Raw genomic sequence first — 13,705 nt, 5'->3', positions numbered from 1 at the left:
CTCAGCCGGTGATGAAGGTGGGCCACACCTGGAACTGCAGCTTCAGCAGGACCACGAAGGCCAGGTAGCTGCCGACGGCCAGGATCGTGGCGAGGATCAGGCTCGACTTGAGGCTGTAGTGCTCGCCCGCGAGGCCGGCGATCAGCACCAGTGCGTAGATCGCGGCGATCAGGCCCATGGCCGGCAACCCGATGCTGGGCAGGCCGCCGAGCAGAATGCCGAACATGAGGTTGGAACCGATGATGTAGCCGAGCGGCCGCCATGCGATCTTTCCGATCGGCTCGCCGTCCACCGTCTCGATGGTGAGGGCCGTGAAGATCACGATGATCCCCAGGATGCCCAGCAGGATGCCCAGCATCAGCGGAAAGTAGCCCGGGCCCATGCGCGCGCCGCTGCCCACGCTGTAGGTCGTCGCGCCCCATGCGAAGGCGATGCCGACGATGGTGAACATCAGCCCCGCAAAGAAGTCCTTCTGACTCTTGATTTTCACGAACAGTCCCCTCGAAAAATTCGAACAGCGGATTGTGTGGTCAGGCAGTGGTCAGCTTGATGTGGATTCCACCTAGCAAGAGCCTAGGGTTATCCCGGGTCGCGAGGCCGCGCCGAAGCTACTCGAGCGGCGGGGTCGCGCTCAAGACTTCGTCGATGGTCGTCAGGCCCTCGGCCACGCGCAGCGCACCCGCCAGCCGCAGCGGCCGCATGCCGTCGACCACGGCCTGGCGGCGCAGGCCAGCGAGGTTGGGCTCCTTGTTGACCAGCGCCTTGAAGCCCTCGCCCACGGTGAGCAGTTCGTACAGACCCATGCGGCCGCGGTAGCCCGTCATGCGGCAGTCGACGCAGCCGACCGGCTTGTAGGCCCGCACCGAGCCCGTGATCTGCCAGGGCTTGACGAACTCGCCGAGCTGTTCGCGCGTGACGCTGTCGTCCGGCGCCTTGCAATGCGGGCACAGGGTGCGCACCAGGCGCTGGGCCAGCACGCCGAGCATGGTGGCGTTGACGAGGTAGTTGGGCACGCCGAGCTCCATCAGCCGCGTGATCGCGCTCGGTGCATCGTTGGTGTGCAGCGTGCTGAAGACCAGGTGGCCGGTGAGCGCGGCCTGCACCGCCATCTCGGCCGTCGCGATGTCGCGGACCTCGCCCACCATGATGATGTCCGGGTCCTGCCGCATCAGCGCGCGCAGGCCCTCGGTGAAGCCGAAGTCCAGCTGCGGCTGCACCTGCGTCTGGTTGAAGGAGGGCTCGATCATTTCGATCGGATCCTCGATCGTGCTCACGTTGACCTCCTCGGTCGCGACACGCTTGAGCGTCGAGTAGAGCGTGGTGGTCTTGCCGGAGCCGGTCGGTCCGGTCACCAGGATGATGCCGTGCGGGCGCGTCACGAGCTGCTCCCAGCGCTGCGCATCGTGCTGCGCGAAGCCGAGCGCATCGAGGTCCTTGACCGCGGTGTCGGGGTCGAAGATCCGCATCACCATCTTCTCGCCGAAGGCGGTCGGCAGCGTGGAGAGCCGCATCTCGACCTCTTCGCCGCGCATGTTGCGGGTCTTGATGCGGCCATCGAGCGGCCGCCGCTTCTCGACCACGTCCATGCGGCCGAGCAGCTTGATGCGCGACACCATCGCGTTCATCACGCCCATCGGCATCTGGTAGGCGGGGTGCAGCACGCCGTCGATGCGGAAGCGGATCACGCCCTGCTCGCGCCGCGGCTCCAGGTGGATGTCGCTGGCACGCTGGTCGAAGGCGTACTGCCAGAGCCAGTCGACCACCTGCACCACGCTCTGGTCGTTGGCATCGAGCTGCTTGTTGCTCTTGCCGAGCTCGACCAGCTGCTCGAAGCTGGCGCCGCCCGCATTGCCGCCGGCCTTCTGCGCCGCGCGCACCGACTTGGCCAGCGAGAAGAACTCCGCCGTATAGCGCTGGATGTCGACCGGGTTCGCGACCACGCGCCGCACCGCGCGGCGCGCCTGGCGCTCGACCTCGGCGATCCAGTCGGTGAGAAAAGGTTCGGCCGTCGCCACCACCACCTCGGCGGGCGTGACCTGCACCGGCAGCACCTTGTGCCGCTCCGCATAGGCCGCGCTCATGGTGTCGGCCACCTTGCCCACGTCGACCCTGAGCGGGTCGATGCGCAGATAGGCCAGGCCGGCGCGGCCGGCGAGCCACTGGCTCAGCATCTCCAGGTCGAGCGGCTTGCCGTCGCTCTCGCGCGTCATCGCGACATTCGCGAGCCGCACCAGCGGATGCTGGCGGCTCTCGGCCTGCGCGCAGCGCGCCAGCGTGCGCTTGGCCTCCACCGGCGAGATCACGCCATCCTTGGCGAGCCATTCGATCAGATGCCGCAGATCGAGCGGCCCTTCGTGGCGGGAGGCGGCGGACTTGGGTGGAGAGACAGCGCTCATGGTCAGGTCAATGGTTTGAATACCCGCAGCCACTTCGGCGCCGGCAGGCCCCACCGAGTCTGGATGCTTTGGGCGCGATCGGCAAGCGCGGGGCGCTTCGGCTGGCTGGGCGTGCGCTGGGCCAGCACCACGGTGTTGCCTTCACGCGTGGGCTTGAAGGCCCAGAGCGCATCTTCGCCGAAGGCGGTGGCGATCTTCTCGAGGCTGCGCTCGTAGCTCGAGGAGCGGCCGAACAGGTTGACCGTCATGCAACCGTCCTCGGTCAGGAGGGCGCGGCAGTCGGCGTAGAAAGCTTCGCTGTCGAGCACCGGCGCGGCGGCCTCGTGGTCGTACAGGTCGACCTGCAGCGCATCCACCGCGCCCTGCCATTGCGGCTTGCGGATCTCCGTCGCCGCGTCGGCCACCACCACCTGCAGCCTGGTGTCGTCGGCCGGCAGCTTGAACCAGCCACGGCAGGCCGCCACCACCTGCGGATTGAGCTCGACCGCCGTGGTGCGCATGCCCAGCGTCTTGCGACAGAACTTGGTGAGGCTGGCCGCGCCCAGACCCAGCTGCATCGCATGGCGGCTGCGCACGCTCGCGGCTTCGACGAAGAGCAGCCAGGCCATCATGCGCTGCACGTACTCGAGCTCGATCTCGAAGGGCGCATCGAGCTTCATCGAGCCCTGCACCCACTCGGTGCCGAGGTGCAGGTAGCGCACATCGCCCCAGTCGGAGAAATTGACTTCCGGAAGTTCAGGCGCCGCGGCTTTCTTCGCCGCCATCAGAGCAGTCCGTGCTTCAGGAACACGTCGCGCCACGCATCGTGCTTGCGCTCGAAGGTCCACGATGCGTTCGCCGCGCTCGAAGACGGCAGCCGGTAGACCGGCACGCCGAGGCCCTGGGTGTGTCGCGCATGCTTGAAGCTTTCACCGCCGTTGTGCGCGATCGCGGCAAGCCTGGGCAGCGCAAGGCCCGCGATGTCGTTCGCCTCGCCGTTGCGGATCGCCGAATCGAGGCTGCCTTCGCGTTCGCAGGCGGCGTACACGTCCCAGAGGCCGAGGCCGCGCTCGAGCAGCCAGGCGCGGCGGGCGGGATAACTGTCTGCGCCCGCCGGGAGCGGGTGGTCGGGCCAAATCGCTTGCAAGATCTTCCAGAAGTGGTTTTGCGGGTGCGCATAGTACTGCCGCTCGGAGAGCGAGCGGCCGCCCGGGAAACTGCCGAGGACCAGAACGACGGTGCGGTCCGAGACGATCGGATCGAGGCCGGTGAGCCGCAGCGGCGGCGCAGGCGATGCTTTCTTCATGCGCGCAGTAGACACAAAAAAACCCGCCGAAGCGGGTTTTTTGGCAAGAGCCCGATTCCCAGACTCAGGGCTTCTTGGCAGCGTCATGCTCTGCCGTGCCGGGCACCTTCTCGCCGACCTTCTTGCCTGCGGTGCGCATGCCGTCGGCCGTCTTGTGGCCAGCGGTCGCCACCGCATTGCCGGTCTTCTTGGCGACCTTCTTGGTGGCGGTGCCCGCCTTCTTGACCCCGCGCTCGGTGGCGCCGACCACCTTCTTCGTCGTGCGCTTGGTGGCGTCGACGGCGTCCTTGCCGGTTTCCTTGGCCTTCTCGGTCATGGTCGGCTCCTGAGCCGCCGGTGCCGCCGGTGCGGGCTGGGTTTGCGCCGCGGCCGACAGGCCGATGGATGCCAGGGCCAGGGCCAGCACGGCGGGCAAGGTGCGAATGGACGATTTGTTCATGGGAAAGCTCCTTTGATGAGTTGGAGTGACGAACTTGCCACTGGCATGCAACGAACACTCGAAGCCCAAGGATGACACCCGGACGACGTCGTGAACGCGCTTGTGCGAAAGTCGGGCACTTGGCCTACGCGTGCTGCGGGATGCCGGCCGACGCATCGATCAGCGAGGACAGACGCGGCAGTGCCGAAACGGCATTTCGCGTGGTCGCCTGGGCCAGCGCGTCGAGCGTGATGCCGCGCAGCCCGGCCACGACTTCGGCGATGCGCGGCAGCTCGCCCGGCTCGTTGCGACCCTGCGCCTCGCCCGCCGCACGCTGCGCTTCGGTGCGGTAGAGCCAATGCGGCTGGATGTCGGGCGCGTCGGTTTCCATCACGATCGACGCGAGCGGGAGCGTCGCGGCAAGACGCCGCAGCTGCAATGCGCGCTCGAAGGTCACGGCGCCGCCGAAGCCCAGCTTGAGCCCGCAATCGATACAGGCCTGCGCCTGCTGCGCGCTGCCGTTGAACGCATGCGCGATGCCCTGCCAGGTCTGGCCGGGCGCGACCTGCCGCAGGTGTTTCAAGACCTTGTCCACCGACCGGCGCACGTGAACGATCACCGGCAGCCCGTGCTTGCGCGCGAGTTGCAACTGAGTGTGAAAGAAGCGCTCCTGCTTGTCGGGGTCCAGGCCGGGCACGAAAAAATCGAGCCCGATCTCACCCACCGCCACCAGGCGCGGATCGTCGCGGCGCGCGGCAAGTTCCGCGTCGAGCAGCGCCAGGTGCTCGTCCTGCGCCTCGGTGGTGCACATCGGGTGGATGCCCAGCGCGTAGGCATCGTTCTGGGCATGCGCGAGTTCGCGCACTGTTGCGAAGTTGGCGGCCGCCACTGCCGGAATCACGCACAGGGCCACGTTCCGGGCTGCTGCGCGATCCCGTATCGCGGCCATTTCGGTGCCGAATTCCGGTGCATCGAGGTGACAGTGGGTATCGATGAAGACGGCCATCGGCCAATGATGCCCGAACGCATGCACAGCCGGAGAAAGCGTGCTACCGTGCCTCTCTCACGCGTCGATTTTTTTGCCGGAGGTGCCCCGATGCGCAGGCCTGCTTTCTACAGCCGCTCACCCCGCGCGCCGCAGGACGCGGCCGAGCCTGGCACGCCCCAGGCGTCCGATGACTCGGAGGTGCCCGCAGCGGCGCCAGCCGCCGCTGCGCCGCGCTGGCAGCCCGGGCGGCGCAGCTTCGCGCTGCTGCTCGCGCTCTGCGTCGGCTCATCGGCCACCGGCATCGCGCTGTGGCCGCGCCAGAACGTCCGCCCGTACACGCAGAAGGACATCGACGCCGCCGTGTTGCGCACGCTGCAGACCGCCACCCTGCCCTCGCCGGCCGCCAAGGCGGCCGAGATCATCCGTCCCTCGGTGGTGCGGGTGGTCGGCTACGGGCCCGAAAAGAAGACGCCGGAAGCCCAGACGCAGAAGCGCGGAAACAACGTCGCCAAGGGCAAGCCGCCCGAGGCCGACGAGCCGCCGGGCGAGGTGGAGCGCGGCGTCGGCACCGGCGTGGTGATCGTCGACAAGGGCATCATCCTGACCAACCTGCACGTGGTCGCCGGCGCCGAGAAGATCAGGGTCACTTTTGCCGACGGCCTCGAGGCGCCCGCCGTGATCACCGGCGTGCAGCCCGAGAACGACCTCGCCGTGCTGCAGGCGCAGAAGCTGCCCGACGACCTGATCCCGGCCACGATGCGCTCGACCGCCGACCTCCAGCCCGGCGACGAAGTGGTCGCGGTCGGCTTTCCCTTCGGCATCGGCCCCTCGGTCTCGGCCGGCGTGGTCTCGGGCCTCAAGCGCTCGTTCCGCTCGCCCGAGGGCAAGCAGGAGCTCGGCAACCTGATCCAGTTCGACGCCGCCGCCAACCCCGGCAATTCGGGCGGGCCGCTCATCAACATGAACGGCGAGGTGCTCGGCATCGTGACCGCGATCCTCAACCCGACCCAGCAGCGCACCTTCATTGGCATCGGTTTTGCAGTGCCGATCGAGAACGCGGCCTCGGCCGCCGGCTCTCCGCCTTTCTGATGGTCTTTCCGATTCCTCACCGAAAGCAGCAAGCATGAGCACAGAGAACGAACCGACCTCCGCCTCCGCTTCCACCGCCGAGCTGATGGAGCAGATCCTCTACCAGGTGAAGCGCGTCGTCGTCGGCCAGGACCGTTTTCTCGAGCGCGTGATGGTCGCTGTGCTGGCGGGTGGTCACCTGCTGGTCGAAGGCGTTCCCGGGCTGGCCAAGACCCTGACCGTCAAGACGCTGGCCGAAGCGGTGCGCGGCCAGTTCAAGCGCATCCAGTTCACGCCCGACCTGGTGCCGGCCGACCTGATCGGCACGCGCATCTACAACCAGAAGACCGGCGAGTTCAGCACCTCGCTGGGGCCCGTGTTCGCCAATCTGCTTCTGGCCGACGAAATCAACCGCGCCCCGGCCAAGGTGCAGAGCGCGCTGCTCGAAGTGATGCAGGAGCGCCAGGTCACCATCGCCGGCGAGTCGCACAAGGTGCCGCGCCCCTTCCTCGTGATGGCGACGCAGAACCCGATCGAGACCGAGGGCACCTACCCGCTGCCCGAGGCGCAGGTGGACCGCTTCATGATGAAGGTGCTGGTCGACTACCCGACCGACGAGGAAGAGTTCGTGATCGTCGAGCGCGTGATCGGCGCCCCGGTCGAGGCCAGCCCGGTCGCGACCACCGACCAGCTCGCGGCGCTGCAGGCCGAAGCGCGGCGCGTCTATGTCGACCCTTCGCTGATCCAGTACGCGGTCAGGCTGGTGTCGGCCACGCGCACGCCCGAGAGGCACGGCCTCAAGGACATGCGGCGCTTCATCACCTTCGGCGCCAGCCCGCGCGCCAGCATCAACCTGACCGAAGGCGCGCGCGCCCTGGCGCTGCTGCGCGGCCGTAGCTACGCGCTGCCCGAGGACATGACGGCGCTGGTGCCCGACGTGCTGCGGCACCGCGTGACGCTGTCGTACGAAGGCCTCTCCGAAGGGCTCACGCCCGACGGCCTGATCGACAAGATCATGCGGGCCGTACCCGCGCCAGCCAAGCCGCTCGAACATGAAAAGCTGGTGGCCTAGCCGGCGCGCGCGCGCCGCCAACGACGAACGACTCGCGGGCGAGGCCGCGGCGGGCTCCGCCGAACGCACGCTGCGCCGGCTCGAATGGACGGTGATCCGCCGGCTCGACGGCCTGCTGCAGGGCGACTACCGCACGCTGATGCGCGGCACCGGCCTCGACCTGGCCGACCTGCGCGAGTACCAGCACCACGACGACGTGCGCCACATCGACTGGAACGTCACCGCGCGCCTGCAGACGCCGCACGTGCGCGTGTTCACTGAAGACCGCGAGATGGCCGCCTGGTTCATCCTCGACCTGAGCCGCTCGGTTGACTTCGGCTCCGGCCGCAAGGCCAAGCGCGAGATCTCGGCCGGCTTCGTCGGCGTCATCGCACGCCTGCTCACGCGGCACGGCAACCGCGTTGGCGCGCTGGTCTACGGCAACGACGTCGAGGCGGTGATCCCGCCGCGCAGCGGCCGGCGGCACGTGCTGCATCTGCTGCATTCGATGGAACGCCGCGCGGAAAAGAAGAACGCGCCGGCCCAGAAGGGCATGACCCGGCTGGCCGATCTGCTCAAGTCGGCAGCGGTGCTGATGCCGCGCCGCTCGACCGTGTTCGTGGTGTCCGATTTCCTGAGCGAGCCCGGCTGGGAGCTCCCGCTCGCGCAGCTGGTCCGGCGTCACGAGGTGGTGGCGGTGCGCCTCTTCGACCCGCTCGAGCTCGAGCTGCCCGACCTCGGCCTGGTGCCGCTCACCGATGCCGAGACCGGCGAGCAGCTCTGGGTCGACACGCACGACGCGAGCTTCCGCAAGCGCTTCGCCCGCGTCGCCGCGGAGCGCGAAACAACCCTGCGCGAGACGCTGGCCAAGGTCGGCGTCGACGCGCTCGAACTCTCGACCAACGACGATCTGGTGGAAGCCATCGTGCGCTTTGCCGACATGCGCAAGCGCCGCGTGCGCGCCGGGTCGTCCAACCCGAAGGCGGTGGCAGCATGAACTTCCTCTGGCCTCAATTCCTCTGGCTGTTGCTGGCGGCGCCGCTCCTGGTGCTGCTGTATGCCTGGCTCATGCGGCGCAAGAAGAAGCTGGCGCTGCGCTATGCCAGCCTGTCCATCGTGCGCGAGGCGATGGGCGTGCGACAGAGCGTGCGGCGCCACATCCCGCCCTTCCTGTTCCTGCTCGCGATGGTCGCGATGCTGATCGCCGCCTCGCGGCCGATGGCGGTGGTGGTGCTGCCCTCGAACCAGCAGACCATCATCCTGGCGATGGACGTGTCCGGCAGCATGCGCGCGGCCGACGTGCTGCCCAACCGGCTGGTGGCCGCGCAGGAAGCGGCCAAGAGCTTTCTGAAGGAGCTGCCGCGGCACGTGAAGGTCGGCATCGTCGCCTTCGCGGGCAGCGCCAATGTCGCGCAGCTGCCCACCACCAACCGCGAAGACCTGGTCACGGCCATCGACTCCTTCCAGCTGCAGCGCGCGACGGCCACCGGCAATGCCATCGTCGTTTCGCTGGCCACGCTGTTCCCGGATGCGGGCATCGACGTCTCGAACTTCGGTCCCCAGAGCAGCCGCCAGCGCGGCGTGCCGCTCGAGCAGGCCGGCAAGGCGCCGCAGAAGGAATTCACGCCGGTGGCGCCCGGCTCCTACACCTCGGCCGCCATCATCATGTTGACCGACGGCCAGCGCACTACCGGCGTCGACCCGCTCGACGCGGCCAAGGTCGCGGCCGAGCGCGGCGTGCGCGTCTACACGGTGGGCATCGGCACGGTCGACGGCGAGACCATCGGCTTCGAAGGCTGGTCGATGCGCGTGCGCCTCGACGAGGAAACGCTCAAGGCGATCGCCAACAAGACGCAGGCCGAGTACTACTACGCAGGCACCGCGGCAGACCTCACCAAGGTCTACAACACGCTGAGCTCCAGGCTCACGGTCGAGAAGAAGGAGACCGAAATCTCGGCGCTGTTCGCGCTCGGCGCGGCCGTGCTGGCCTTGCTGTCAGCCGGACTCTCTTTGCTGTGGTTCAACAGAATCCTGTAGCCGCCTTCACTGATGTTTGATTTGACAGGAAAGACCGCGCTCGTCACCGGCGGCAACGGCGGCATCGGACTCGGCATGGCCGAGGGATTGGCGAAGGCCGGGGCGCGCGTGATCGTTGCAGCGCGCAATCCGCAGAAATCGGCCGCCGCGGTCGAGACCCTGAAGGCCCTCGGCAGCGACAGCTTCGCGCTTTCGGCCGACGTGACCGACGAGGCTTCGGTGCAGCGGCTCTTCGACCAGGTGGCCGAGCGCTGCGGCCGGCTCGACATCCTGGTCAACAACGCCGGTACCACGGTGCGCAAGCCGGCCGACCAGCTCGCGCTGGCCGAATGGCACATGGTGATGGACACCAACCTCACCAGCGCCTTCCTGTGCTGCCGCGCGGCCCACGCCCACCTCAAGGCGGCCGGCGGCGGCAAGATCATCAACATCGGTTCGATGCTGTCGATCTTCGGCGCGCCCTACGCGCCGGTCTACGGCGCGAGCAAGGGAGGCATCGTGCAGCTGAGCCGCGCGCTGGCCGCGTCATGGGCACCGGACAAGATCCAGGTCAATGCCGTGCTGCCGGGCTGGATCCGCACCGAGCTGACCGACGGCGCGCGTGCGCAGGTGCAGGGCCTCGAAGAGCGCGTCAACGCGCGCACGCCCGCCGGGCGCTGGGGCCGGCCGGAGGACCTGGCCGGCATCGCGGTCTTTCTCGCGAGCAAGGCCTCCGACTTCGTGACGGGCACGGCAATCCCCGTCGACGGCGGCTACTCGATCGCAGCCTGAGGTGGCGCGAGGCGCCCGCGCCCGCAGTCATTCCATGCGAACCGTTTCGGCCACACCGTCCGCGTAGGCAGGTTCCAGTTCCGCATCCATCCTCGCCACGGCCTGGTGCAACAGGCCGCGCAACCAGACCAGGCCCGGGTCCTGCGTGCGGTACGTGTGCCACTGCATCGTCTGCTTCATCGCCGGCATCGGCACCGGCGCCGGCAGCAGCCGCAGCGGCAGGGACTTCTGGGCCAGTCGGGCGAGCCGTGCGTGCAGCATGGCAATGCGATCGGTGCCCACGATCAGATAGGGAACCGCGGCGAAGCTGTAGCTGGTGACTTCGATGCGCCGCACCCCCGGGTAGCGTCGCTTCAGCCATCCCGCGAGTGTGGGCTCGTCCATGCCGGAGGGCTGCATCACGACGTGGCCGGCCGTCGCGTACTGATCGGCCGTCAATTTGTCGGCGTGCCCGAAGCGGCCGCCGCTCCAGACCGCGCAGACGAACTGCTCCTCGAACAGGATGTCGAAGGGATGAGGCTCGGGCGTGCGATATTCCAGCGGCAGGATGAGCAGGTCGGCCTCGCCGCTCTCCAGCTCACGATGGGGCGGCTGCAGCAGCGGCAGCAGATCGAAGCGCACGGTGCGCGACTGCTGGCTCACCAGCGTGAGCAGCTGCGGCATCAGGACTATCGAGCTGTAATCGGAGACGATCAGGCGAAAGCAGCGCTCCGCCTGGGCGGGATCGAAGCGCGGCTGGGCAAGGATCGCGGAATCCACCCGCACGAGCACGTCGCGCACGGCATCCTTCAGCGTCTCGGCCCGCGGCGTGAGCTCCATCTTGCGGCCGACCTGCACCAGCAGGTCGTCGTTGAAATAGGCCCGCAGCCGCGCCAGCGCATTGCTCGTGGCGGACTGGCTCAGGTGCAGGCGCTCCCCGGCCCGGCTGATGCTGCGCTCGGTGAGGAGCGCATCCAGGGCCACCAGCAGGTTCAAGTCGAGCTTGTTGAACCGCATGAGCTGACCTCGTCCCTTTGAAAACCCCGGTCCGCCTTGCAAGGTATCCACGCGATCGATCCACGGCATGGATGCAAACCATTTTACTGACGGCTCCTGCGTCCCTAACCTCTGTCAAACCCTCGAATGGGGGCCCCACATAAATGGAGACGGAACCCGTGAACACGCGCCCCGCCAACGCTCTGCCTGCGCCGGAATCCCGTGGCTATTGAGCTCGCATTCGAGGCCGTGGGCGACGGCCCTCCCCTGGTGATCCTGCACGGGCTGTTCGGTGCCGGACGCAACTGGACGCGGATCGCCCGAGCGCTCGGCGACAGGCATCGGGTCTACCTGCCGGATGCGCGCAACCACGGCGCGTCGCCCCGGGGCCAGACCATGTCGTACACCGAGATGGCGCAGGACGTGCTGGCGCTCATCGAGCGCGAGCAGTTGCAGCAGCCGCTGCTGATCGGCCACAGCATGGGCGGCAAGACCGCCATGACCCTGGCCCTCGAGCATCCGCAGGCGATCTCCGGCGTGGCGGTGATCGACATCGCACCCGAGCGCTACAGCGACCAGTTCTCGCCCTACATGATGGCCATGCGCGGCTTCGACGCGGCCGCCGCGACCGGCCGCAACGAGGCCCGGCAGGCGCTGGCGCAGGGCCAGGAAGGCGACACGCCGGTCCTCGACTTCCTGATGCAGAACCTGCGGCGCCACGACGAGCGCTTCGACTGGCGGCTCAACCTGCTGGCGGTGGCCATGTGCATGCAGGAGCTGTGCGGATTTCCGCAGAGGCTCCTGCACCGGCACTACGAAGGGCCGGCGCTGTTCCTCGCCGGCACCGATTCGGCCTATGTGCAAGCCGAGTCGCATGCCGGCATCGCGCGCCTGTTTCCGCGCGCGCACCTGGAACACATCGACGACGCCGGCCATTGGGTGCATGCCGACCAGCCGGGGGCGCTGCTGCGGATCTTGCGCCGCTGGCTGCATGGGCATGAAGCTGTCACGCCGCGCGCAGCAGTTCCGCAGGCAGCGCTGGCGGCGCGCTGATTCGACTCCAAAGAAAGCAACCCGGTCTTCTCACCATGTTCGACACTCCGCGCGATGCCGCGCTCGATGGCCCCAGCCCGCCCCTGACGATTCAAGCAGGAGCGACACAGCGCGACCTCGCGCAGGCTTGCCTCGACAATGCGCTCGCCTTGATCGAGTCCGTTCTCAATGACCGCGAAGGCGAGAACACCCCGGCCGGCGAGCGTGCGGCCGTCCGCGTCTGCGTCACTTCGGCGCACGTCCTGCTCGGCGCGGCCCGGCAATTGATGGCCGAACCGCTCCATCTCCTGGCGCCGAAGGAGCGCGGGCAGCGGCTGAAGGCGCTGGTCGAAGAAGCCAAGACGGCCGGCCGTGCGGCCTACAGAGCAGCGCTGATGCTGACGGGACACGAGTGATTGCAAGAGCGTGACGAATGCCGCGACCGCGTGGGTAAACCCTGACTCGGCGGCACCGACGGCTCATTTCCAATAGTTATTCAACTTAACTAAATTCATTGGAAAAGGGCCTTGCTCATGCAGCGCAGAAGTTTTGTCGCCTCCACTGCCGTATTTGCCACTGGCTTGGCACATTTGTCGTCCGCGCAGGCAGAAACAGGGGTGAGCGACAGCGAGATCCTGCTCGGCAGCAGCGCCGTGCTGAGCGGCCCGCTCGGCTCGCAGATCAAGGTCGTGCACAACGGCGCCGGACTGGCCTTCGATGCGGTCAACGAACAAGGCGGCGTGGGCGGACGCAAGATCAAGCTGGTGTCGCTGGACGACGAGCTGAAGCCCGAGAAGGCGGTGGAGAACTACGGCAAGCTGCTGAACGACCATCGCGTGTTCGCGTTCTTCGGCTGCGTCGGCTCGGGCACCACGGCCGCCGCGGCCAAGCTGCTGCAGCAAAGCGGCGCACCCAGCGTGGGCGGCTACGGCGTGGGCGACACGGCGCGCGAACGCGTTGCCGGCTCCGCCTACTTCGTGCGCGCCAGCAATGCGCGCGAAGCACAGGCCCTGGTCGAGCACCTCACGACCGTCGGCGTGAACAAGATGGCGATCGCCCATCTCGACAACCCGGGCGGCGCCGAAGCGGTCAAGCTGATCGAGGCCGCCATGGCCACCCACAAGCTCACGCCGACGGCGGTGGTCTCGGTGAAGGGAGACGGCTCGACCTCCGCCGCCGCCGGCAAGACATTGGCCGACAGCCAGCCGCAGGCCGTCCTGATGTATCTGGCCGGCACGGTGGCCGGCGAGGTCATCAAGGCGACTTACGGCGCCGGCAGCAAGCCGATGTTCTATGGCATGTCGGTCGTCCCGGGCGAGGTCACGGCCAAGGTGGTGAACCTGCAGGCGGGCGGACTGGCCATCTCGCAGGTCATGCCTTATCCCTGGGGCGAGGTGGAGACCGTCACGCGCGACTACCGACGCCTGGCGGAACGCGCGCAGGTGCCGGTGGGCTACGGCAGCTTCGAGGGCTACCTGAACGGGCTGGTGATGATCGAGGGGCTCAAGCGTGCCGGCCGCGACCTGACACGTGCGCGCCTGCATGCGGCGCTGCGCGCATTCAAGATGCGGCTGGCCGGCATGGACATCGATTTCACGTCAGGCAGCAGCACCGGGTCGAAGTTCATCGAAATGGTTCGCGTCACGCCCGAGGGCCGCTTCGTGCGTTGACCCGGGCGCTCTTC

15 protein-coding genes are annotated in these 13,705 nt (G+C 68.0%); 8 read left to right on the top strand and 7 right to left on the bottom strand.

The window, feature by feature from the left end:
- Window position 1: 1 nt before the first annotated feature.
- From ACSQ86_RS06440 to ACSQ86_RS06415, 6 genes are all read right to left on the bottom strand, one after another.
- Window positions 2-490, bottom strand: coding sequence for a tripartite tricarboxylate transporter TctB family protein (locus ACSQ86_RS06440; RefSeq protein ID WP_436293871.1), 489 nt, complete (start codon window positions 488-490; stop codon window positions 2-4).
- A gap of 118 nt (window positions 491-608) precedes the next feature.
- Window positions 609-2,396, bottom strand: coding sequence for a GspE/PulE family protein (locus ACSQ86_RS06435; RefSeq protein WP_436308628.1), 1,788 nt, complete (start codon window positions 2,394-2,396; stop codon window positions 609-611).
- Between the two features lie 2 nt (window positions 2,397-2,398).
- Window positions 2,399-3,160, bottom strand: coding sequence for a spermidine synthase (locus ACSQ86_RS06430; RefSeq protein ID WP_093108964.1), 762 nt, complete (start codon window positions 3,158-3,160; stop codon window positions 2,399-2,401).
- Window positions 3,160-3,681 (bottom strand): DNA-deoxyinosine glycosylase, encoded by a 522-nt coding sequence (locus ACSQ86_RS06425; protein WP_436303041.1) that lies wholly within the window; start codon window positions 3,679-3,681, stop codon window positions 3,160-3,162. Before ACSQ86_RS06425 ends, ACSQ86_RS06430 begins: the two co-directional genes overlap by 1 nt.
- 64 nt (window positions 3,682-3,745) lie before the next feature.
- Entirely contained in the window at window positions 3,746-4,120 is a 375-nt protein-coding gene (locus tag ACSQ86_RS06420; protein WP_093108966.1) for a hypothetical protein, read from the bottom strand.
- A gap of 124 nt (window positions 4,121-4,244) precedes the next feature.
- A complete protein-coding gene (locus ACSQ86_RS06415) occupies window positions 4,245-5,105 on the bottom strand; it encodes a TatD family hydrolase (RefSeq protein ID WP_436303040.1) in 861 nt (286 codons plus the stop codon).
- A 90-nt stretch (window positions 5,106-5,195) separates the two neighbouring features.
- Between ACSQ86_RS06415 and ACSQ86_RS06410 the strand changes: the two genes are divergently transcribed.
- Genes ACSQ86_RS06410 through ACSQ86_RS06390 form a run of 5 tightly spaced genes read left to right on the top strand, consistent with a single transcriptional unit; the run spans window position 5,196 to window position 10,014 of the window.
- A complete protein-coding gene (locus ACSQ86_RS06410) occupies window positions 5,196-6,176 on the top strand; it encodes a S1C family serine protease (protein ID WP_436303039.1) in 981 nt (326 codons plus the stop codon).
- 34 nt (window positions 6,177-6,210) lie between these two features.
- The gene (locus tag ACSQ86_RS06405; RefSeq protein WP_093108969.1) at window positions 6,211-7,227 is read left to right on the top strand and encodes an AAA family ATPase; all 1,017 of its coding nucleotides are present in this window, start codon (window positions 6,211-6,213) and stop codon (window positions 7,225-7,227) included.
- Window positions 7,208-8,203: a DUF58 domain-containing protein gene (locus ACSQ86_RS06400; protein ID WP_093108970.1), complete on the top strand. Its 996-nt coding sequence runs from the start codon at window positions 7,208-7,210 to the stop codon at window positions 8,201-8,203. The genes ACSQ86_RS06405 and ACSQ86_RS06400 overlap by 20 nt, the downstream gene beginning before the upstream one ends.
- The gene (locus tag ACSQ86_RS06395) at window positions 8,200-9,243 is read left to right on the top strand and encodes a VWA domain-containing protein (protein WP_436303038.1); all 1,044 of its coding nucleotides are present in this window, start codon (window positions 8,200-8,202) and stop codon (window positions 9,241-9,243) included. Before ACSQ86_RS06400 ends, ACSQ86_RS06395 begins: the two co-directional genes overlap by 4 nt.
- A 12-nt stretch (window positions 9,244-9,255) precedes the next feature.
- Window positions 9,256-10,014, top strand: a complete 759-nt coding sequence (locus ACSQ86_RS06390) for an SDR family NAD(P)-dependent oxidoreductase (RefSeq protein ID WP_436303037.1) — start codon at window positions 9,256-9,258, stop codon at window positions 10,012-10,014.
- Between the two features lie 27 nt (window positions 10,015-10,041).
- Here ACSQ86_RS06390 and ACSQ86_RS06385 read toward each other — a convergent pair whose 3' ends face one another.
- Window positions 10,042-11,010: a LysR family transcriptional regulator gene (locus tag ACSQ86_RS06385; protein ID WP_436303036.1), complete on the bottom strand. Its 969-nt coding sequence runs from the start codon at window positions 11,008-11,010 to the stop codon at window positions 10,042-10,044.
- 201 nt (window positions 11,011-11,211) lie between these two features.
- Between ACSQ86_RS06385 and ACSQ86_RS06380 the strand changes: the two genes are divergently transcribed.
- From ACSQ86_RS06380 to ACSQ86_RS06370, 3 genes are all read left to right on the top strand, one after another.
- Window positions 11,212-12,042, top strand: a complete 831-nt coding sequence (locus ACSQ86_RS06380; protein WP_436303035.1) for an alpha/beta fold hydrolase — start codon at window positions 11,212-11,214, stop codon at window positions 12,040-12,042.
- 35 nt (window positions 12,043-12,077) lie between these two features.
- Window positions 12,078-12,437, top strand: a complete 360-nt coding sequence (locus ACSQ86_RS06375) for a hypothetical protein (protein ID WP_436293878.1) — start codon at window positions 12,078-12,080, stop codon at window positions 12,435-12,437.
- 201 nt (window positions 12,438-12,638) lie between these two features.
- The gene (locus ACSQ86_RS06370; RefSeq protein WP_244503940.1) at window positions 12,639-13,691 is read left to right on the top strand and encodes an ABC transporter substrate-binding protein; all 1,053 of its coding nucleotides are present in this window, start codon (window positions 12,639-12,641) and stop codon (window positions 13,689-13,691) included.
- Window positions 13,692-13,705: the final 14 nt, after the last annotated feature.

The organism is Variovorax sp. LjRoot130 (genome assembly GCF_964253755.1).
Taxonomy (GTDB): domain Bacteria; phylum Pseudomonadota; class Gammaproteobacteria; order Burkholderiales; family Burkholderiaceae_C; genus Variovorax.
Note: the sequence above shows the minus strand (reverse complement) of the source record. Positions and strands in the feature narration are given on the sequence as shown.